This window comes from Myxococcus sp. AM011 (genome assembly GCF_013372595.1).
Taxonomy (GTDB): domain Bacteria; phylum Myxococcota; class Myxococcia; order Myxococcales; family Myxococcaceae; genus Myxococcus; species Myxococcus eversor.
The window spans coordinates 83,060-103,074 of the sequence record NZ_JABXEM010000002.1; the positions used below are offsets into that span (position 1 = coordinate 83,060).

Annotated in this window: 16 protein-coding genes; 9 read left to right on the forward strand and 7 right to left on the reverse strand. The window is 68.9% G+C overall.

Features of this window, described 5'->3' with window-relative positions:
- Window positions 1-73 precede the first annotated feature (73 nt).
- Window positions 74-1,897, reverse strand: coding sequence for an FHA domain-containing protein (locus HUW62_RS49595; RefSeq protein WP_368670317.1), 1,824 nt, complete (start codon window positions 1,895-1,897; stop codon window positions 74-76).
- Between the two features lie 228 nt (window positions 1,898-2,125).
- Between HUW62_RS49595 and HUW62_RS01025 the strand changes: the two genes are divergently transcribed.
- Window positions 2,126-3,610: a rhomboid family intramembrane serine protease gene (locus HUW62_RS01025; RefSeq protein WP_275902368.1), complete on the forward strand. Its 1,485-nt coding sequence runs from the start codon at window positions 2,126-2,128 to the stop codon at window positions 3,608-3,610.
- 24 nt (window positions 3,611-3,634) lie between these two features.
- Here HUW62_RS01025 and HUW62_RS01030 read toward each other — a convergent pair whose 3' ends face one another.
- From HUW62_RS01030 to HUW62_RS01040, 3 genes are all read right to left on the reverse strand, one after another.
- Window positions 3,635-4,633 carry an RNA ligase (ATP) gene (locus HUW62_RS01030; RefSeq protein ID WP_163865205.1) on the reverse strand — a complete coding sequence of 333 codons (999 nt, stop codon included), beginning with the start codon at window positions 4,631-4,633 and terminating at the stop codon, window positions 3,635-3,637.
- 116 nt (window positions 4,634-4,749) lie between these two features.
- Window positions 4,750-5,625, reverse strand: a complete 876-nt coding sequence (locus tag HUW62_RS01035; RefSeq protein WP_163865204.1) for a hypothetical protein — start codon at window positions 5,623-5,625, stop codon at window positions 4,750-4,752.
- A gap of 2 nt (window positions 5,626-5,627) precedes the next feature.
- Window positions 5,628-6,887, reverse strand: a complete 1,260-nt coding sequence (locus tag HUW62_RS01040) for a hypothetical protein (protein ID WP_176433288.1) — start codon at window positions 6,885-6,887, stop codon at window positions 5,628-5,630.
- A gap of 237 nt (window positions 6,888-7,124) precedes the next feature.
- Here HUW62_RS01040 and HUW62_RS01045 point away from each other — a divergent pair, with 237 nt between their 5' ends.
- The 4 genes from HUW62_RS01045 (at window position 7,125) to HUW62_RS01060 (ending at window position 12,427) form a co-directional block, all read left to right on the forward strand.
- Window positions 7,125-9,434: a glycosyltransferase family 39 protein gene (locus HUW62_RS01045; protein ID WP_163865202.1), complete on the forward strand. Its 2,310-nt coding sequence runs from the start codon at window positions 7,125-7,127 to the stop codon at window positions 9,432-9,434.
- Window positions 9,431-10,348 (forward strand): ABC transporter ATP-binding protein, encoded by a 918-nt coding sequence (locus HUW62_RS01050; protein ID WP_176433289.1) that lies wholly within the window; start codon window positions 9,431-9,433, stop codon window positions 10,346-10,348. Before HUW62_RS01045 ends, HUW62_RS01050 begins: the two co-directional genes overlap by 4 nt.
- A gap of 3 nt (window positions 10,349-10,351) precedes the next feature.
- On the forward strand, window positions 10,352-11,152 hold the full coding sequence (locus HUW62_RS01055) for an ABC transporter permease subunit (RefSeq protein ID WP_176433290.1): 801 nt from the start codon (window positions 10,352-10,354) through the stop codon (window positions 11,150-11,152).
- Between the two features lie 228 nt (window positions 11,153-11,380).
- On the forward strand, window positions 11,381-12,427 hold the full coding sequence (locus tag HUW62_RS01060; RefSeq protein ID WP_163865199.1) for an SPFH domain-containing protein: 1,047 nt from the start codon (window positions 11,381-11,383) through the stop codon (window positions 12,425-12,427).
- An 82-nt stretch (window positions 12,428-12,509) separates the two neighbouring features.
- Here the strand turns inward: HUW62_RS01060 and HUW62_RS01065 are convergent, their stop codons facing one another.
- Window positions 12,510-14,285, reverse strand: a complete 1,776-nt coding sequence (locus tag HUW62_RS01065; RefSeq protein WP_176433297.1) for a chromosome segregation protein SMC — start codon at window positions 14,283-14,285, stop codon at window positions 12,510-12,512.
- A 30-nt stretch (window positions 14,286-14,315) separates the two neighbouring features.
- On the opposite strand from HUW62_RS01065, the gene epmA reads away from it, so the two are divergent.
- Genes epmA through HUW62_RS01080 form a run of 3 tightly spaced genes read left to right on the forward strand, consistent with a single transcriptional unit; the run spans window position 14,316 to window position 16,746 of the window.
- Entirely contained in the window at window positions 14,316-15,320 is a 1,005-nt protein-coding gene (gene epmA, locus HUW62_RS01070; RefSeq protein ID WP_163865198.1) for an EF-P lysine aminoacylase EpmA, read from the forward strand.
- Window positions 15,317-16,060: a 1-acyl-sn-glycerol-3-phosphate acyltransferase gene (locus HUW62_RS01075; RefSeq protein WP_163865197.1), complete on the forward strand. Its 744-nt coding sequence runs from the start codon at window positions 15,317-15,319 to the stop codon at window positions 16,058-16,060. Before epmA ends, HUW62_RS01075 begins: the two co-directional genes overlap by 4 nt.
- The gene (locus HUW62_RS01080) at window positions 16,057-16,746 is read left to right on the forward strand and encodes an inorganic pyrophosphatase (RefSeq protein WP_163865196.1); all 690 of its coding nucleotides are present in this window, start codon (window positions 16,057-16,059) and stop codon (window positions 16,744-16,746) included. The genes HUW62_RS01075 and HUW62_RS01080 overlap by 4 nt, the downstream gene beginning before the upstream one ends.
- A 61-nt stretch (window positions 16,747-16,807) precedes the next feature.
- Here the strand turns inward: HUW62_RS01080 and HUW62_RS01085 are convergent, their stop codons facing one another.
- On the reverse strand, window positions 16,808-17,878 hold the full coding sequence (locus HUW62_RS01085) for a hypothetical protein (RefSeq protein WP_163865195.1): 1,071 nt from the start codon (window positions 17,876-17,878) through the stop codon (window positions 16,808-16,810).
- Window positions 17,879-18,000: 122 nt separating this feature from the next.
- Between HUW62_RS01085 and HUW62_RS01090 the strand changes: the two genes are divergently transcribed.
- Entirely contained in the window at window positions 18,001-18,513 is a 513-nt protein-coding gene (locus tag HUW62_RS01090) for a hypothetical protein (RefSeq protein ID WP_163865194.1), read from the forward strand.
- 12 nt (window positions 18,514-18,525) lie between these two features.
- On the opposite strand, the gene HUW62_RS01095 is transcribed toward HUW62_RS01090, so the two are convergent.
- A complete protein-coding gene (locus HUW62_RS01095) occupies window positions 18,526-19,965 on the reverse strand; it encodes a TonB C-terminal domain-containing protein (RefSeq protein ID WP_176433291.1) in 1,440 nt (479 codons plus the stop codon).
- Window positions 19,966-20,015 lie beyond the last annotated feature (50 nt).

The following is a 20,015-nucleotide window of genomic DNA, read 5'->3' on the forward strand; positions in this document are numbered from 1 at the left end:
GTGCTGCGGCTCGGGGAGGGGGGGGCGAGCACGCACAGCCGATGGGGGATGGTTCAGCCTCCCTAGGGTCTCTTCATCGAGTCTTCGAGTCTTCGTACTGGTTCAGGAGATCTTGAACGCCCTTGCGGGAGGGATGATCCTTGGGCGCGAGGTCCAGGAATCGCTGGTAGTGCTTCGCACCCTCGTCAACCTTGTTGAGCCGCGCCTTGGCGATGCCCAACACCAGTTCGCAATCGGGGCTCGCCGGATTCAAGCTCGAGCACTTCTCGGCAACCGCCAGGGCTTCCCGGTATTTCTGCCCTTTAATCAGTGCGCGAGCGTCAGTGACGAGCGCGCCGGTCTGCGCATCGCGCTCGGCGGCGGCGGTCGCTTTGGGGTCTTCCTTGCTGGAGGCCGGAACCACTGCGGGAGGAGGCTTCGCCGTCTCGGCTACCTTGGCCGCCTCGATTTCCTGCAGCTTCGCGTCGAGCTGACCCTTCAGCTCCGCATGGCGCTCCATGAAGATGCCAGTCTTGGCACTTGCCTCGAGGGCCGCCTTCGCCTCTTCAACCTTGCCCGAAGCCAGCGCTGACTCGGCCTTGTCGAGCTGAGTCTTGAATGTCCGCTCGGTTTTGACCTCGTCCAAGAGCGTCTTCGCTCCAGGGGGAAACTTTCCGTCAGCGTTACGGGTCTTCTCCAGCACAGCCGCTGCGCCCTCGAAGTCCGCAGCCGCGAACGCCGTGCGGGCGTTGGCGAGGTGCTCCTCGAGGGTCGGCTTCGGAGGCTCCGGCGGCTTCGAGGGCTCCGTCGAAGGAGGCGTCTCGGGAGGCGGAGTCGTCCCGGTCTGCGCCGTCGTCGGAACCTTGTTCTCGTCGGGCGGCTGGACGGGAGGCGCGGGCGGCTGCTCGGGTGGGGGCTGCTGGATGGCCACCGGCTCCGTGGGGGGAATCGGTGTGACCGTGCCCTGTCCCTGCTTGGACATCCAGAACGCGACGCCACCACCTCCCAGCAGCAGGGCGATGAGCCCGGCCACCAGCGGCATCTTCGACATCCCGCCTTCGCTGGCGGGAGCGTCGTCGCCGTCTCCGGCATCCCCCGCGGTCAGGAAGCGCAGCTTCACGTGGCCCAGTTCGACGATGTCGCCGCTGTTCAGGGTGGCCTGGGCGTAGCTCTCGCCGTTGACCGTCATCCCATTGGCGGACTGCATGTCGATGACCCGCCACTCACCCGTCGCCTCACGCACCAGCTTGGCGTGGGTCCGCGACAGCGAGCGATGGTCCAACGTGATGTCGTTGTCGTCCGTCCGTCCGATTCTCAGCTCGGTCCGGATGCACGCGAACTCCTGACCCCGCAGCTCGTCGGGGGTCAGCACCATCAACCGGGGCGCATCTTTACTATCGATGTCCTCCAGCTTCCGGGGCCTGTCGGCCTCCACATGATCCAACCGGATGATGGAGGTCGAGTTTCGGCGCTTGTCCGCGGAGGCTTGGGACGGGGGCGTGTGGTCGTGCTCGTCGCCGTCTCCAGGTGCCTCCTCCTCGCTCTCCGAGCGTTCAGGCTCCTCGGGCTCGGCCTCCTGCCGGCGTGTAGGTACCTTGGTGGTGATGGGGCCTACGGCATTGGCGGCGCCTTCGGCCTGGAGAGCCAGGTCGTAGTCGCCGATCTGGATCAGGTCGCCCTCACTGAGGGGCGACTGACCCGCGATACGCTCGCCGTTGATCCGGGTGCCGTTATAGCTACCCAGGTCCTCCACCACGACATGGCCGTTCAACCGCACCAGTCGTGCGTGACGACGAGACACGTTACGTTCGGTCAGGCGGATGGTGTTTCCCTCCTGACGTCCGATGGTGATCTCGTCGCGCACGAAGGGAACAACGGTCTTGCGCCCCTCGTCGTCTTCGATGATGAGCTTCAGCACGGGTCCGATCCGCGTACAGTCATAGCAGAACGGCCTTTCAACGCACAAGTCATGCATCCCCCTCAAAAGACAGGGCTTTCTCCCCAGGAAGCGGGGGAGCCGGGGCTGTTGTCCATCGGTCAATCGGCCGACCAAGGGAGCGCTCGCATTTTTCCCTGGGTCACCGTGGTCCTCGCGGGCCTTCTGGTGGCTGTCCACGGGGTCCTCGCCGCCCTGGGGCCTGTCGACGTGGATGCGCTCGTACGCTGGGGCGCCAAGGCGGGCCCGCTGGTGCTGGAGGCGGGACAGGTCTGGCGGCTCTTGTCGGCCAACCTGCTGCACCGGGACGCGCTGCACCTGGCGCTCAACGTCACCGTGCTGGTGGCGGCGGGCACCGCGCTGGAGCGAGCCTGCCGACGCCTCGACTATGTCGCGCTGTTGATCTCCTCCGCGCTGACCACGATGGCGAGCTCGCTTGCCTGGTCTGGCGCGGTGAGCGTGGGTGCCTCCGGGCTCGTCTATGGATGCATGGGCGCGCTGCTGGTGCTGGGCCGGCGTCACCGTTCTCGCGCGGGTTTCCGTGTGCGGTGGCTATCCGGAGAGAGCGCGCTTCCAACGGTGCTCGTGTTCCTCTGGATGGGCTGGACCTCGGTGGGCGTGGACAACGCCGGGCACCTGGGTGGACTGGTGGCCGGGTTGCTGGCGGGAGCATTCCTGGAGCCGCGCGAATTGGAGCGCCGCACCATGCGGTCGAGCGTGGCGAGGCCGCTGGTGGGAGTGGGCGCGGCGCTGCTCGTGGCGGGGCTGGTGGTGATGGAGCGCTCGGGCTGGCGCGTGGAGCGGGATGACGGCTTCGGCGTCGCGGTGGTGATGCCCGAAGGCTGGCGGGGCGAAGTGGACGGGCAGGGGCGGCGCACGTTCTCCAACGGGTTGCCGGGACTGGGTCGCGCCACGTTCTCCGCGGAGGCCATCGAGGCGGGTGAGGCGGTGGATGGCCTGTCGCAGGCGCGGCACTTCCATGAGGAGACGCTGCCGCTGGGAGTGCCGGGGCCCGAGGGCCGGACGCTATCGGTGCAGGGCCCCTCGCGAACGCTGGTGGGTGGACGTGTCGCGCAGCGGCTTCGCGCGCAACTGGAGGGACCCGATGGAGGGCGCCATCTGCTCGCCTTCTTCGTGCCTCGGGGGGAGTGGGTCTACCGCCTCGTCTTCACGTGGCCCGCGCAGTGGCCCGCGTATCAGGACGTCGTGGGACGGATGGTGGCGGAGCTGCGGTTCGATGAGCCCTCGGTGCTGCGCGAGGCGCGAGGTCGGGCGCTGTTGTCGCCTGGCGCGCCAGGGCCTCAGCGGGAGCTGGGCGCGGTGCTGCGACGGCTGGGGTTGTCGCGAGAGGCCGTCACGCCGCTCGCGGAGGCGGTGCGCCTGTCCCCCGCGCATGTGGGCGCTCGGGTGGAGCTGGCGCGCGCGCTGTTCGACACGGGTCGCGTCGAGGAAGGGTGTCACGCGGCGGACGAGGCCCAGGTCTACGGCCCTTCGGATACGGGGGCACTGGAGGCGGGCGTTCGGTGCGAGCTGTCCCGGGGGGCGCTGCCTCGGGCACTGGAGCGACTGGAAGAAGCGCGCCGCGTGGACCCGCAGGATGCGCGCCTGCGGGCCGCCGAGGCCGCGTTGAAGACGGTGCTGGAGGCGTCTCCGTCCTCTGTGCACCGGGAGACCTCGGGTCCAACGCCGCGCTGACGCGTTGGCTCCGAGGCTTCGGCTTCAGTCCTCGTCCTTGAGGAGGAAGTCGTTGTTGATGACCTTGAACGACAGCCTGCCGCTCAGCGTGGGCGAGTGCCGCTCGACGAGCGGCCGGATGACGATGCCCTCCTTGCGGTTCTTCGTGCCCGGGTAGAGACCCTGGGCGAGCTTCAGGTAGTGCTCCAAATCATGGTCGAACGTCCGCGCGGCCTCGCCCGTGACGACGTGCTCCACCGGCACCGTGCGCAGCCCATGCTTCGCGCAGAACGCGATGAAGTCCTCGTGGCCCAGGAACTGGCCCGTCCGGGTGTCGTGGACGCTGAACACGAACAGGTCCACCTCGGTGAGTCCCAGGCGGTTCTTCTGGATGCCGGGGCCGCACAGCTCTCCCTGGATGGCGAAGCCCGGAGGCAGCGCGGTGTCCAGCGAGTACCGCTTCGCCACCGTCCACACCCGGCTCGTTCCGGGTCGCAGAGACCAGTTCCGGGAGCACGCCACCAGTGGACCTTCGAGCGGCCGGAAGTACGTCGCGGAGGTACCGTCCAGCTTCGTCGTCACGAAGAAGTCGTGGCCCCGAAGCTCGTCCAGCACGGCGAGCGCCGACTGCAGGCGGATTTCGTCCGTCCTCGGCACTTCACTTGGGAAGGGCCCGGCCACGTCGCTGCCCTCGGGCGGCGCCGGCTCGTACTTCACGACGCCCAGCCTGTCTCGCACGTCCGTGCCCTCGGGAGGCACCTCGCCCTCCAGGATGGACGTGGGCAGCGCGAGTCCCTGGGACAGCACGCCCCGCAGTCGCGCGGTCTTCACGCGAAAGCTCCGGGCCCTGAGGAACTCCGCCCAGCTCGCGCCCTCTGGAAGCTGGCTGTCGATTTCGAAGAAGACGCACGCGTCACCGGGGGCGAACTCGCCCTTCCTCACCACCACGTCCCAGCCCATCACCCGGGCCTTCAGGATGTTGTCGGCTCCAGGGATGTCCTCCAGGTGGTCGATGCGCTGAATCGAGACGAGCTTTCTCTCCATGACGGACCTCCTTCCTCGCCACCGGCGAGGGCCAGGGCTCCCCAGCGACGCCCTCGAGTGCCCCGGCTGACGGTGCCTCGATATCAGGAAACCCCCGAGCTTGGGGCTCGGCGGACTCACCATCGCGCGCTGAAGGCACGCACCACCAGGCCCACGCCGAGCGTCCACTCGTCACGGCGCATGAGGCCCGCGTCACCCAGGACGTAGCCTCCGGAGAGTCGCAGCGCCACGGGCTGGTCCGCCACGGCGAGGAACACGCGCTCCAGCGAGGCGTCGGCGTGGGCGCGGAAATCCGTGCCGCCCTCGAGCCCCAAGGTCCACCCCGCGAGTCCCGACGCGCGCAGCGCCCACAGTCCGTCATCGCTCTCCAGGCCCAGGTCGAACATCAGCGAGGTGAAGGGGGACAGCGCGTGCTCGGTGGTGTCTCCCGCGTGGCGCAGCGTGTGGCTCGCCACCGGGCCGAAGCCGAACCAGGCGCGCCCCGTCTCCGAGCGCAACGGGTCGACGAGGAGCCCCATGCGCCCCGTCTCCAAGGTCCACCCCGAGCCTTCCCACTCGCGCCGCTCCAGGCTCGCCGCGCGCAGCGCCACCGTCACGTCGAACGGGAAGGGGATGCGCACCGGGCGCGCGGTGGGAATCAGGATGAAGCCCTCCTCCAGGTGGCGACGCAGCAGTCCGTCATAGGCGGTGAAGCCAAAGCCGCGCCGCTCGCCATCCCAGAGGTCCACGCCGAGGAGTCGATGGTTGGTGAACCAGGGCGTGCCCTTGCTGCGGCTGGTGCGGCCGGTGCGGATGCGCACGCTCGAGTGCAGCGTCAGGGTCCCCACGCCGTCGCGCACCGTCGCGCCCGTGCCCACCACCCAACCGTCTCCCGGGTCGAAGCAGATGGGGAACTGCTCGCCCGTTGAGTCCGTGGAGTGACACGGGTCCGGTGGCGGAGGGCCCGCGCCTGGCGCCGAGGCCAGGAGCAATGCGAGTCCAAGCGCGAGCACGGTCAATCCCGGGCCTTTTCGGCCAGGGGCGCGGAGCGGCGCGCGGGGGCCCACAGCGAGAAGCGCAGGCCCGCCGAGGCGGACCACTCCCAGCGCTCCGGCAGGAAGGCGATGTCGTTGCGCCACGTCCCTCGCGCATCCGCGACCAGGCTCAGCGGCTGGTCGTTGATGGCCAGCAGGATGAGCTCGTAACCCGCGGAGAGCCTGAGCCGCTCGGGCCTGAGCGGACGGCCCTCCACCTCGCGCGACAGGAGCACCTTCTCCGCCTCCGCGCCGAAGCGCAGGTGGTGGAACCCATCCCTGTCCAGCGTCAGGTTGCCTTCGAGCGCCGCGCCGGGCACCAGCGTGGTGACGCCGTTCTCGTAGTCGCGCTCCGCGGAGGGGCCCGCGCGCACGCGCACGTACGACACCATGTCGCGTGAGTGCCACAAGTCCAAGGTGGCGTGCAGGGTGCCCCAGGTGAGGAACCCACCCCGGGCATCTCCGCGCTCCAGGTCCTCCACGTGGAGCGCCTCCATCCACACGCCCAGGTTGATGCTGATGTCGTGGCGTCGCGGCTCGCCGAAGAAGGTCGTCACCCGGAACAGCGGCTCGTCGCGCTCGACGCTGAAGTCGTAGCGCATCATCGTGAAGTCGATGGAGGGCTCGCCGAGTGAGAGGTCCGTCTCCAGGAAGTGCAGCCGGTGCAGCCGCTTGCGCTCGGCCACCTCCAGCGCGATGCCGAAGTCCAGGCGCACGCGGTCCTCGCGCGCCTCGTCACCGGGCCACAGCGGGCTCCACGCGCCACCCAACCAGACGCGCCGGTTCAAATCGAAGTTGAACTGCATCACCCGACCGCGCTCATCGCGGTACCAGCCCGGCGGCGCGTCGGCGATGGCCGGCTCCAGCCGATACGTGAACAGCTCCGCGTTCGGGACGGGCGCGGCCTCCTCCGGGACGCAGGCGCGGACCCGCTCCAGGAAGCGCTCCGTCTCCTGGCCGTCGGCATCCAGTTCGTAGCCGGGAGTGACGAGACACCTCCGTTGCTCGAAGTCGCACTGCGCGCGCCACAGTCCCGAGGGCACGGCCGGCGTGGGCGGCAACGTGAGGCACAACACGGGGCGCTCCGCGTCATGGAAGGGCAGCGGCACGGCGGCTGGCTGAAGGATGGGAGGGGCGACCTCGACGCGGGCGTCCTCGGTGGGGACGACCTCAGCGGGCGGACCGCCCTCGACCTGCCCCAGGAGCAGGGCACAACCCAACGTCACCGCTGATACGAGCATGGAGCCTCCGAAACTGGACGGGGGCGGGCAATACAAGGCCCGTGCCCCCGCTCCCCCAGCGGGCTCTCTGCATGTGGGCCTCCCACCTCCGTGCAGGCTCCTGCACAATGGCGCGCACGCTGCCTCACGCTGTGCCTCCAGAGGAGGTCGACCGGCGGGGGTGGCGGGGATATAAGGCCGCGTCCTGCCCGTGGTGCGCAGGCAACCGCCCGAAACGACTCAAGGAGCCCTTCACCCGTGGCGAGCGACGGCGAACAGCAGGAGCAGCAGCGAGAGCAGACCTTCGCCGAGGCGATTCTCGGCAAGGAGACCTTCTCCGCGCGGTGGATGCAGCGGTGGCTTTCGCTCTCCGCGACGACTCGGACGGTGTTGTCCACGGCCTTCTTCGCGGGGCTGCTCTTCCTGCCCTACCTGGGCGCGGTGGGGCTGTGGGACTGCTGGGAGACCCACTACGGCGAAGTGGCGCGGATGATGATCGTCCGCCGCGACTACCTGTATCCCTTCTGGGAGAACGCGTGGTTCTTCTCCAAGCCGCCGCTGACCATGTGGATGCAGGCGCTGGGCATGCAGGTGGTGGGCACGGTGCGCTCGGGAGGCCAGCTCGGGCTGTACACCGAGTGGGGCATGCGGGTGCCCTTCGTGGCGCTGAGCATCACCGCCGTGACGCTCCTGTCCCTGGCCGTTTCTCGTGTGGTGAACCGCCGCGCGGGCCTGGCCACCGGCTTCGTGCTGGCCACCATGCCGCTGTACTTCCTGCTCACCCGGCAGACGGTGACGGACACGCCCTTCGTCACCACGTTCGTCTGCGCGATGGCGTGCGCGCTCATCGGCCAGTTGGATGACACGACGAAGCACCGCGCCGCGTGGTGGTACGGCTTCTATTTCTTCGCGGGCCTGTCCACGCTGGCCAAGGGCCTGTTGGGCGTGGGCCTTCCCGCCGTCATCCTCATCCTCTACGCGGGCCTGGCCGTCATGCCCTGGGACGGGCCGAGCCTGGATGCGCACCTGCGCTGGCTGACGGACGGAGGCTTCCGCAAGGACGTGCGCGAGGGCCGCCAGCCCATGCCGGTGCTGTGGGCGCAGATGCACAAGATGCACCTGGGCACGGGCATCCTCGTCTTCTTCGCGGTGGCCGCGCCCTGGTACGTGGTGATGTCCCTCTTCAAGAGCGTGGACGACGAGGGCAAGCTCTTCTGGTACCGCTTCTTCGTCCACGACCACCTCAACCGCCTCACCGCGGGCGTGCACACCACCACGCCGGGTGGCACGTTCATCTACTTCATCGAGCAGGGGGGCTTCGGCATCTTCCCCTGGGTGGCCCTGCTGCCCGGCGCCTTCGCCATCGTCGCGAAGCTGAAGCTGCGCTCGGAGAAGAAGGCGGACCACCTGGCCATCATCGCCGTGGTGTGGGTGGCCTTCTCCTTCTGGCTGCTGGCCTCCAGCGCCACCAAGTTCCACCACTACGTCTTCCCCGTCCTGCCCGGCCTCGCGGTCCTCATCGCGTTGTTCATCGACCGGCTGTGGGAGGAGGGCATCTCCGCGCACGCGGTGAGCCTCATCTTCGGCCTGGTCCTCTTCGTGCTCGTCGGCAAGGACCTGGCGGAGAACCCGAAGAACTTCACCGACCTGTTCGTCTACAACTACGACCGGCCCTATCCGCAGGAGCTCGTCACCAAGCCCATCGCGTTCTTCTCTCGCGCGCTGTGGACCGGCGACCTCGTCACGCTGGTGCTGCTCGCCTTCGGCGTCTACCTGTCGTTCGAGGCCTTCTCGCCCAAGACGCGGGAGAAGGTGACGCCGGGCTCGCGCGCGGTGGCGCTGCTCATGTTGCTGGCCGGCGTGGCCACGCTGACCGCGGTGGCGTCCGGCGCGAAGGTGTCCGCGACGGGGCTGGTGGGCGTGGCGGTGGCGGTGGTGGGCGGCTTCCTCGGGTGGCAGTCCATGCGCCCGAACACGGAAGGGCGCGTGTCGCTCCAGGCCCTGGCCGGGGTGCTCGCGCTGGCGGGCGTGGCGCTGGCGGTGCGCGGCTTCAAGAACCCCGCGGGGGATGACTCGCTGCTTCGCTCGCTGTCGGAGCCCGTCAACATCAAGGGCGCGCTGGGCTTCGTCTTCGCTGTGACGGGGGCCATGGCCGTCGTGGCCACGCTGATGCGGGCGCGGGTGATGCTGTTCGGCACCTTCTGGATGCTGGCCGCCGGCTTCGCCCTCTGGTTCAACTGGAACCACTGGGTGGACCTGTCCCACCACTGGACGCAGCGCGACCTCTTCTGGCGGTACTACTCGCAGCGCCAGGAAGGCGAGCCCATCGTCGCGTACCTGATGAACTGGCGCGGCGAGACGCTCTACTCCAGCAACACCGTGGAGCAGTACCGCAGCGGTGACTACAACGCGAAGCTGCGCACGCTCGTCGCGCGGCCCGGCCGCGAGTGGGTGCTCGCCGAGCAGAAGATGCTCAACTCGCTGCGCAGCGCGGTGGGCTCGGACAAGGTCGTCACCCCGGTGGACAAGGACATCAACAACAAGTTCGTCCTGGTGACCATCGATTGAGTGGCATCGACGTCCGGGGACTGGGCAAGCGCTTCGGAGACCGCGTCGCCGTGGAGGGGCTCACCTTCCACGTGCGGCCCGGCGAGGTGTTCGGTCTGCTCGGCCCCAACGGCGCCGGGAAGACGACGACGGTGCGCATGCTCACCGGCCTGTTGAGCCCCACCGAGGGCGAGGCCGTGGTGTGGGGACACCGCGCGGACCGCGACGGCGAGGGGCTGCGCAAGGTGGTGGGCCTGCTCACCGAACAGCCCGGCCTCTACGAGCGGCTCACCGCCCGGGAGAACCTGCGCTTCTTCATGAAGCTGCACGAACTGGACGAGGCCAAGGCCTGGCCGCGCACGCAGCACTACCTGGAGCGCTTCGGCCTGGGCGGCCGCGAGGAGGAGCCCGTGGGCGGCTTCTCCAAGGGCATGCGCCAGAAGCTCGCCATCGTCCGCACGCTGGTGCACGACCCGCGCGTCATCTTCCTGGACGAGCCCACCAGTGGCCTGGACCCGGAGTCCGCGCGCACGGTGCGCGACGCGGTGGCCGAGCTCGCGTCGGAGGGGCGCACGATTGTCCTGTGCTCGCACAACCTCTCGGAGGTGGAGCGGCTTTGTGAGCGCGTCGCGGTGGTGAAGAAGCGGCTTCTCTTGATGGGGCCGGTGCGGGAGTTGCGGCGCTCCGGACAGGCGCTGGACGTGCGGGTGGACGGGGAGGCGGAGCGCTTCCGCAATGTCCTGGCGGCGCTGCCCTTCGCGCCCAACGTGCTGGCGGAAGGGATGCGGCTGCGCGTCATGCTGGAGGACGAGGCCCACGCGCCGGACGTGCTGGCGTGCCTGGTGGGCGCGGGCGCGCGCGTGCACAGCGCGGTGCCGGCGCAGCGTCCGCTGGAAGAGGTGTACCTGGACCTGCTTCGTGAAGAGGGCGCTTGAGCCATGGCATTCCGTCCGCGTCGAGCCCTGGCCGTGTTCTGGAAGGACTTCCTGGACCTGCGCAAGAACGTGGGGCTGCTCGTCTCCATGGCGGTGCTGCCGGCCGTCATGGTGCTGGTGCCCATCGTCGTCGTGTGGACGTACGTCAACACGCCCAACAGCGCCGACCTGCGCAGCGTGGCGCAGTTCTATGACCCCACGCTGCCGTTGGGTGCCAGCGCGGCGCGCTTCCTCATCGACAAGACGCTCACCGACTGGTTCGGCCTGTTCCTCGTCATGCCCGTCTTCGTGCCCATCCTCATCGCCTCGCAGAGTGTCGCGGGCGAGAAGGAGCGGCGCACGCTGGAGCCACTGCTCGCCTCGCCGGTGACGGCCGCGGAACTGGTGGCGGGCAAGAGCCTGGCGGCGCTGGTGCCCGCGGTGGTGATTACCTGGGTGGCCTTCATCGTCTTCTGCGTGGGCGTGGACATCGTCGCCTGGCCCCTGGTGCAGGGGCCGCTGATGCCCAACGCCCTGTGGACCTTCGGCGTGCTGGTGATTGCCCCGCTGTTCGCCTTCTTCGGCAACGGCGTCGCGGTGCTCATCTCCGCCCGGGTGAGCGAGGCCCGCATGGCGCAGCAGATTTCCGCACTCGTCGTCCTGCCGCTCGTCGGCATGGTGGGCGGGCAGGTGGCGGGCGTCCTGAAGGCCGGGCTGGGCTTCTACGCGCTTCAAGGCGCGGTGGTGCTGGTGCTGGACGCGGTGCTCCTCGTCCTCAGCATCCGCCTGCTGGACCGCGAGCGCCTGATCAGCCGCTGGGGCTGAACTCCCCGGGGGCCCTGGCGGGCCTCCCACCCGTCCACCGGAGGCCATCCCAAGGCCGTCTGGAGGGCGAGCGGCTAGGCAATGGCCAGTGAAACTGGCATCTTCCGGGGAGGGCTGACGGGCGGAAAGCGGGCACGCTTTCGTCGCGGACGCCATGTTCTTAGAGAGGGTCGGGTGGGGGCGCGGATTTGCCGGCCACCATGGCGGCCACGGAGGCGCTGACTAGCAATGGGTATCTTCGACACCATCAAGGGTGAGGCGAAGCGCAACTTCATCGCTCGCGCGGACACGGCGAAGGGGGAGATCATCTACAAGTATCCGGAGAACAACATCCGGATGCTCACCCAGCTGACCGTCGACGCGGACGAGGTCGCCCTCTTCGTCAAGGACGGCAAGGTCGAGGGCAAGCTGGGGCCCGGCCGTCACCAGCTCGACTCGAACAACATCCCGTTCCTGTCCGCGCTCCTGGAGAAGTTCACGGGAGGCAACCTCTTCGTCGCCGAGGTCTTCTTCGTCTCCGTCCGCGAGTTCGCGGGCGTGAAGTTCGGCGGGCCCATTGGCGATGCGCGAGATCCGGAGACGGGCCTTGGCATCGGCACCATGGTCTACGGCGACTTCTCCATCCGCGTGACGGACCCGGAGAAGCTCGTGGTGGGTCTGGTGGGCATGGGCCGCACCAGCAATGAGGAGCTGCTGGGCTGGTTCAAGAACCAGGTGCTCAAGGTCACCAAGGACCGCATCGCCGAGCTGCTGGTGAAGAAGCGCTGGCCGCTGCTCGACGTGACGAGCGGTGCGTACACCGAGGAGATTGAGACCGAGGTCATCAGTGGAATGAAGCCCCACGTGGACAGCTACGGCCTGACCGTGGTCCGCCTGGGCAACTTCCATGTCAGCATCAAGGAGGAGGACGAGGCGACGCTGAAGAAGCTGTCGAAGGACGTCGCCTACTCGAGGCTGGCCGGTGGCTTCCAGCAGTACGCGCAGGGCCAGGCGATGCTGGGCGCGGCCGAGGGCATGGCCAAGGGCGGCGATGGCAGCGGCTCCGGCAACGCGCTGGGCGGCATGGGCATGGGCATGGGCTTCGGCATGGCCCAGCAGTTCATGAACCAGCAGGGCCAGCAGCAGCGCCCCCAGGAGCCCGCGCAGCAGGCGGCTCCCGCCGACACGCGCAGCCCCGCGCAGCGCCTGAAGGAAATCAAGGAGCTGAAGGACGCGGGCGTCCTCTCCGACGAGGAGTACAACGCCAAGCGCGCGGAGCTGATGAAGCTCCTGTAGTCCTTGGCTGACGGCGGGGACTCGGCTCCCCGCCACATCGACAGGGCCTCCGTCCCCATGTGGGCGGAGGCCCTTCGTGTTTCTACCGTCCGTCGCCCGTGCCCGCCTTGGGCGGCAGCGTGGGGCCCTGCTGCGTCCCCTGCGGCGCGGTGAACCCCTCCAGCCCCGGAGGTGGCGCGGGCTGGGTGAAGCCCTCCAGGCCAGGCGCCGCCGGGAGGATGCTGTCCTCCACGCCCTCCAGGTTCAGCCGGATGGGCACCTGCAGCGTGGTGCCCAGGCGCAGCAGCAGCACGTCGGGTTCGATGCCCTTCTCGCCGATGGCCTCGGCCACCTCGCGCGCGGACAGGCCGTTGCCCTTGGCCCACAGCGCCTTGAGGAACTCACCTGACTGCGGCGCGTGCCACCACGCGGGGCCGAAGCGCGCCTTGAGCTGCGCCTGGAGCTGGCCCGCGAGGAACCACGCTCGGAAGCTGTCCGCGGACTGGAAGAAGTCCTCCTGGTCCACCAGGTAGCGCTCCGTGTCTTCATCCGTCATCGGGATGTCGTCCGTGCGCGACATCACCTGCCGGTACAGCTCCTTCGGGTCCACCTCCACGCGCCGGTGCAGCTCCAACTGGTACAGCAGCCGGCCCGCCGCGTGGCGGATGAGGTACAGCTTGTGCGCGCTGGAGGTGGCCAGGAACTGCGAGCGCTGATCTCCGCTGATGCCCGCGTGCTCCTCCAGCCACACCGGGTCCTCCAGCAGGTCCTCGAACAGCGACGAGTACGCCTCGCCCACCGTGGGGTTGCCCAGCCGCGCCAGCTCGAAGCGCGTCTCCTTCGTGAAGGCCGAGTGCAGCGCGTGCCCGAACTCGTGCAGCACGCGCGCCTGGTGCAGCACGCCCGAGCCCGGCTTGAACGACAGCCGCACGTCGTCCGGCACGCGCACCGACAGCGCCAGGGGGCGGTTGTTCTTGCGCGGCAAGTCCCTCGCGTCGATTGCGACGTTCTTCAGCTCGGCGAGGTCCAGGCTCATCCCCGACAGCGTGCCGTGCGCCTTGAGCAGGGACTCGCCCTTGGGGAAGGCGTCCTCGACTTCACGCGAGCGGAACAGCCGGGGGATGTCCGCGCGGGTGATATCCTTGAAGGGCACGCCCAGTTCACGCTGCGCGAGCCGCTCCATCACCAGCCGGTACGGCGACTGCGTGGCCTGGAGAATCTCCTCCGCCAGCACGCTCAGCTTGCCCAGGTCCGCCTGTCGCAGCTCGCTGCCGAAGGCCTCGTACGAAGGGAAGCCCAGCGTCTTCACCAGCTCCTCCGCGCGCTCCTCCTTGCGGCGCAGCGTCTGGTTGAGCCGCTCCAACAGGGGCGTCACCGCCGCGTAGAGCGCCTTGCGCCGCGCCGCGCTCCGCTCGTTGGCCAGGAGCCGCTCCAAGTCCCGGTAGCGCAGCTCCTTGCCGTCCAGGGTGAAGGTGAGGGAGGCCTCCAGGTTGGCGGACGCGTCGTTGTACTCGGCCAGCGCGTGAGACAGGTACTCGCCGGCGAAGTGCGAGTGCAGCGCGGTGAGGGCGCGCACCTCGCGCGGGTCCTGCGTGAGCTGCCGCAGCCGGTCCACCTTGCGGATGTTGTCGAGCGTGAAGAGGTCCTCCTGCCCCACGTACGTCCCGGAGACGTCCACGTGGCGGCCCTCCGTCCAGAACACCCAGACGAGCCGGTGCTGCGCCTCCAGCAGCGTCTCCGCTCGCGAGGCCAGCGCGCGCACATCCTCGGTGAGGCGCTGCTCCTCCGTGGGGGGCTGCCGGGAGTCCGCGGGAGGGCCCTTGGGGCAGGCGCTGAGGAGGCAGGCCAGGGCGAGGAGGAGGGGAATCCTTGGGTGCATGTCGGGCGGCATGTTACTTCCGCCTTGCCCATGCCCAATCTTTCTCAATGGCGGGCCGCCCGGGGACGACAGGCCCTCTACTCCGCCCTTCGACGTTTCTTCGTCGCCGAGGGGTATCTGGAGGTGGAGACGCCCCTGCTCATCCCCACGCCCGGAATGGAGCCGCACATCAACGCCTTCGAGGCGGGCTTCATCCCCGAGACGGACGTCGGCACCGCTCGCACCCTCTATCTGCACACCAGCCCCGAGTACGCGATGAAGCGACTGCTCGCCGACGGGGCGGGGCCCCTCTTCCAGCTCTGCAAGGTGTTCCGGAACGGCGAAGTCACCGCCACGCACAATCCGGAATTCACGATGCTGGAGTTCTACCGGCCCCAGGCGGACTACCACGCCATCATGAGCGACTTGGAGGGCGCGCTCGCGGAGGCCGGGCGCTCCGCCACGGAGGGTGAGCCCGGCGCCGACCCGGCCTTCTTCACGCGCACGCCCTACGAGCGCCTCACGGTGAGAGACGCCGTGTTCAAGGCGACGGGCGTGGATATCCGCGTGCACTCGGATGGGCCCTCGCTCAAGCGCGCCGCCGAGGCCGCGGGTGTCCGGACGGGCGACGCGGAGAGCTTCGACGACGTCTTCTTCCACCTCTTCCTGCAGCGGGTGGAAACGGGCCTGGGCCACGAGCGGCCCACGTTCCTCATCGAATACCCGGCGTCCATGGCGGCGCTCTCTCGCTTGAAGCCCGGGGATTCCGCCGTGGCGGAGCGGGTGGAGCTGTACGCGAAGGGCCTGGAGCTGGCGAACGGGTTCTCCGAGCTGACGGACGCGGCCGAGCAGCGGGCGAGGTTGGTGGAAGAACAGGACCTCAGGCGCAAGCTGGGGCGTTCCGTGTATCCTCTGGACGAGCGGTTCCTTGACGCAGTAGGTCGAATGCCGCCCTCGGCGGGTATCGCCGTGGGGCTCGACAGAATCCTGATGCTGCTGCTCGGGGTCCAGCGCATCTCGGACGTGCTCCTGTTCCCCGCCCACGAGTTCGTGTGATTCGAGACATCGTCCGGACAGCGTTCGCGGGTGTTTCAGCAGTGGGCCTGACGGGGGTGTTCTCCTCGGTCATCTCCGCGTTGTCCGTGGGTGGCGCGCACGGGGAGGCGGACAAGGCCCTGAGGCTCTGGGCGCGAGGCGTGCTGGCGTCGGCGGGCGTGCGTCACGAGGCGGTGGGGCTGGAGCACATTCCCACGGAGGGCCACGTCGTCTTCGTGTGCAACCACCAGTCGCACTACGACGCGCCGCTGGCCATGGCGTACGTGGAGACGCACACGCGCTTCGTGGCGAAGGCGGAGCTGTTCAAGATTCCGGTGTTCGGCGCGGCGCTGCGGCGGGCGGGCAACATCCCCGTGGCTCGCAGCGGCGGCAGCGAGGACCGGGCCCGGCTGGAGGAGGCGGTGACGGCGCTGCGCGAGCGGGTGAGCGTGCTGTTCTATGCCGAGGGCACGCGCAGCGAGGACGGGCGGCTGCGGCCGTTCAAGAAGGGGGCCGCGACGCTCGCCATCCAGGCAGGCGTGCCGGTGGTGCCCCTGGCGGTGTCGGGGACGCGGCTCATCCTTCCCAAGGGAGGACGGGCGGTGCGGTGGGGCCAGCGCGTGTCGCTGGTGGTGGGCGAGCCCATCCCCACGCAGGGCCTGACGATTGAAGACCGCGATGACCTCACGCGCGAGCTGGAGGACGCGGTCGCGCAACTCTACTCCGAGGCGTGCAGGCGCTCGGGAGACGTGCCCACATGAAGAAGTCAGCACCTCAGAAGTCGTTCGCGGCTCATCCCTGGCATGGAATCACCCCTGGGAACGAGTCTCCTGAAATCGTCACCGCCTATATCGAAATCGTCCCCACGGACGCGGTGAAGTACGAGCTGGACAAGGAGTCGGGCATCCTCAAGTTGGACCGGCCGCAGCGGTTCAGCAGCCAGTGCCCGACGCTGTACGGCTTCATTCCCCAGACGTACTGCGACGAGCTGGTGGCGAAGCGCTGCGCCGAGCGCACGGGTGTGAAGAACATCCAGGGCGACCGAGATCCCATCGACGTCTGCGTGCTGACGGAGAAGGTCGTCAGCAACGGCAACCTCCTGGTGCGCGCGGTGCCCATCGGCGGCTTCCGGATGATCGACGGCAACGAGGCGGACGACAAAATCATCGCGGTGCTCGAGTCCGACCTCGTCTACGGAGAGCTGCAGCACATCGCCCAGCTCCCGCGTCCGCTGTTGGACCGCCTCAAGCACTACTTCCTCACCTACAAGCAGATTCCCGGTGAGGGAAAGCGCAGCGTCGAAATCGCGGAGGTCTACGACAGGCCGGAGGCGATGGAGGTCATCCGCCGCAGCATGAAGGACTACGACCGCGTCTATGGGCAGGCCTCCTCGACGCCCGTGCGCACCCGCACCCGGCGCCCTGCTCGGAAGTCGCGCGCGTCCTGATGCTTCAAGCCTCGCGCGGAAGCGGGAGTGAGTCCCGCTCCGCGTCTTCAGGCGTCGCTGCTCAGGGCTGGTTCGGGTCCGTGCCGATGCCCTTGAACGGGTTGAAGGTGTACGTCGTCGAGAACTGCGACGACGGGCTGAAGTAGTAGGCCGCGAGCTTCGCCGGGTCGTTCGCGATTTCGCCTCGGAGGATGGGGCCGTCGTTCTGGTCATCCCAGCCCCAGGGCGCGTTGGCGGAGTTCGTGCCGCAGTTGCCCGCGACGAGTCCGCAGCCGCCGCTGGTGTCTCCCCGGAACGTCCCGTACGAGGAGAACAGCGTGGTGAGCTCGCGCCTCGGCCAGAGGCCCTCCGCGCCGTAGATGTCCACCAGCTTGTAGCGCACGTCGGAGTCCGTGGCGGACGAGGGCTGCTCGGCGAGCGAGAGGGACGGGAAGTACTTCACGCCGTCACCGACGATGTCGTACGCGGGCCACGCCTTGAGGCCATGGCCCTTGGCCTCCTGCGCGGTGATGGGGTGGAGCTGTCCCTCGAACGACGCCAGCGACAGCGTGCCGTCGAGCGACTCCGAGCCCGAGCCGAGCGGGCTGCCCGAGGGAACGAAGGAGAAGAAGTCCTTGTGCGCCACCGTCACCGCGCCCACGAGCGAGCCGTACTCGCTGCCATCGCGCTGGACGACGAGCAGCACGCCCTCGCCGTCGTTCTCGTGCTCGGTGTCGAAGATGCTGTCGGACCAGTCACGCGGGTGGAAGAACGTGTAGAGCAGGTACCAGTGCGTGCTGGTCTCCACCACGGACTGATACGCGTGCGCGGACAGCACGCGCGAGCCGGTGTTGTCCCAGTTGTTCGTCCCGCTCCAGTCGCCGTCGAAGTCCACGCGGGTGAGGAAGTCGGACTTGCCGCTGAGCGAGTGCGAGCCCGTCACATCCACGTCCTGGTAGTGGATGGGCGCCCACCGCTTCGTCAGGGCCGCGCGCGCCGCCGTGGAGCCCACGCCGTTGAGCAGCGCCCGCTGCGCCTCTCCGAACGGGTCGTCTTCCGAGGCGCCCTCGCCGCAGCCCGGCAGCAACGCGAAGGTCAACGCGACGACAGCGAGGACGAGGACATCGGAAACACGACGGAGGAGGGTCGCCACGCGGGCCTGCCTTTCAAGAGGCGGACACTCAATGTCATCCCGGATTATTTGTGAAGACAGTGTTTCGTGAAAAACGAGTTAAGCCCGAGTCACCTGATTGTTCCAGGGGGAGGTCCGTCGGGATGAGCATGCGTTCATGGTGGGTGCTGTCGATGCTGGGGATGTCGTCGCTCGCTGGGGCGGAGGTGCCCCAGGAAGGGGTGTCCTCGCGGCCCCTGGAGCGGCGGCCGAAGTCGTATGTCGATGCGGTGAGCTCCTTCCAGTCGGAGGCGGAGTTCCAGGCGTGGTTCGAGCTGCGCGGCCACTTGAAGCAGAACTTCGACGACATCTGTGGCGACACGTTCTGCGAGGGGGACTACGCCAACATCGAGTCCATCGTCTTCCGCTGCTCGGTGGAGACTCGGACGGGTGTCGTCGGCCAGTGTCTCTGGGTGTTCGGCGGGAGCGCCGAGGACATTGATTCGCGCACGGGTGTCATCACCACGCAGACGCGGACATGGGCCTGCAAGAGCCCGCTGGCGCGCGGCACCACGATGGCGGCGTTGTTGACGGCGCTCGCGGGGCCGGAGCCGCTCTACGCCACGTTGCCGGGGACGCGGAAGACGCTCTACGACGGGCTGGTGGACTGCCTCTAGCGTGGCGAAGCGCTAGCGAAGCTCGACGAGGCGCACACGCTTGTAGATGCGCTTGTCCAGGGGCAGCCGGGTGTCGATGAAGCCGAGGGCCTCGTCGAATTCGAAGGTGAAGGTGGGGATGGGCGGGCTGATGGAGATGATCAGCTCGAACTCCCAGAGGCTGACGAGCCGCTCGCGGCTCCCCACGGCTTCGGCGGGTGGGGGAGGGAGCTTCTCCGCGGCGGCGCGCACGTCCTTCACGGCCTCCTGGTCGACCTCGGGTTGGTGGCTGGGCTGCACGAGCACGACGTCGAGCAGGCGTCCGTGGTTGTCCTGGACGACGCGGATGAGGGCTCGGCGCGTGGAGCGGAAGCCCTCGCGCATCTTCTCGCGCAGCTCGCTGCGCATGCGCAGGGCCGGGTCTCCCACGGTGCTGACCGGGCGGCGCTTGTCGTCCAGGGGTTGGTTGTTCGCGACGAACGCGCCCGAGGAGCCGTAGTTCGCGGCGCGCTCGCTCCAGGCTCGGCCGTAGGCGCGGCTGCGCTCCATGCCCATGTCGAAGTAGCCCTGGAGGCCATGCTCCTTCACGGAGCGGTCCGCGTCCCAGACGGCCACGAGCTTCTTGCCGAGCTGGCTGAAGTAGGGATGCACGAGCCCCCGGTCCACCCTGCCGCGTCCCACGCTCTCCGAGACGAGGTCCTCGACGAGTGCCTGGGCAGTGGGGGACTTGCGTGCGTCGCGGATGCCGACGTCCGGTGCCGGGGTGGTGTCCGCGCGGCGCATCGGCAACGCCTGGGTCCGTGTGGCCAGGAGCAATCCCGAACCGGGAGACTCCGTGAGGCGCGCGGTGTCCGGGGCTCGCGCCACGGCCTCGGGGGCGCGCGCGAAGTCCGTGAGCACCGCGGAGGAGACCGCTCGCGGGACATCTTCGGCCAGGCCCGGAGTCGCGCGAGGAAGGTCGCTCACGCGTGCGCGCTCCGTGACGGCGGAGGTATCGGCCATGGCCAGCGGGCTGTCGGGTGGACGCGGCCCTGCTCGTGGCGCTCCGGAGGGGGCTGCCTCTTCACGAGAGGGCGGCGCCTCGAGCGCGAGCGCGGGCTCGGGCGGAGCCGACGCATCCTCGGGACTCGGCTTGTGCTCCTTCGCGGTGCTGGCCGCGGAGTCCTTGTCCGCCACGGGGCTGCCCGGTGGGGGCTTGCTCGGGCCAGGCGATGCGTCGGCCCGTGCTTCGCCGGATGGCCGGGGCGCTGACGGCTTCGTGTCGCTCCCAGACCTGGGCATCGGGCCGTCCCGACGGGCGCGCTCGGGCGCCACCGAGGTCACCTCCACCCATTGCAGCGTGGCGGGGCGGGCAGGCGGCACGGGCGGGCGCGGAGCACGAGGCAGTCCATCGACGAGCAGCCACAGCAATCCGTGCACGGCCACACTGGCGGCGAGCGCGGGAAGCAGGCGTCGGGAGGGGGCCGGCGACATGGCCTCCCCTTTTAATCGCGTCGACAAGGCATGCCTGGGAAAGCGAGCCA

Excerpts from the sequence above, each read along its gene's own strand:
- HUW62_RS01080 (WP_163865196.1), top strand. The coding sequence starts at position 16,057 with ATGAAGAAGTCAGCACCTCAGAAGTCGTTCGCGGCTCATCCCTGGCAT.
- epmA (WP_163865198.1), top strand. The coding sequence starts at position 14,316 with ATGCCCAATCTTTCTCAATGGCGGGCCGCCCGGGGACGACAGGCCCTC.
- HUW62_RS01095 (WP_176433291.1), bottom strand. The coding sequence starts at position 19,965 with ATGTCGCCGGCCCCCTCCCGACGCCTGCTTCCCGCGCTCGCCGCCAGT.
- HUW62_RS01060 (WP_163865199.1), top strand. The coding sequence starts at position 11,381 with ATGGGTATCTTCGACACCATCAAGGGTGAGGCGAAGCGCAACTTCATC.
- HUW62_RS01055 (WP_176433290.1), top strand. The coding sequence starts at position 10,352 with ATGGCATTCCGTCCGCGTCGAGCCCTGGCCGTGTTCTGGAAGGACTTC.
- HUW62_RS01065 (WP_176433297.1), bottom strand. The coding sequence starts at position 14,285 with ATGCACCCAAGGATTCCCCTCCTCCTCGCCCTGGCCTGCCTCCTCAGC.
- HUW62_RS01040 (WP_176433288.1), bottom strand. The coding sequence starts at position 6,887 with ATGCTCGTATCAGCGGTGACGTTGGGTTGTGCCCTGCTCCTGGGGCAG.
- HUW62_RS01090 (WP_163865194.1), top strand. The coding sequence starts at position 18,001 with ATGAGCATGCGTTCATGGTGGGTGCTGTCGATGCTGGGGATGTCGTCG.
- HUW62_RS01030 (WP_163865205.1), bottom strand. The coding sequence starts at position 4,633 with ATGGAGAGAAAGCTCGTCTCGATTCAGCGCATCGACCACCTGGAGGAC.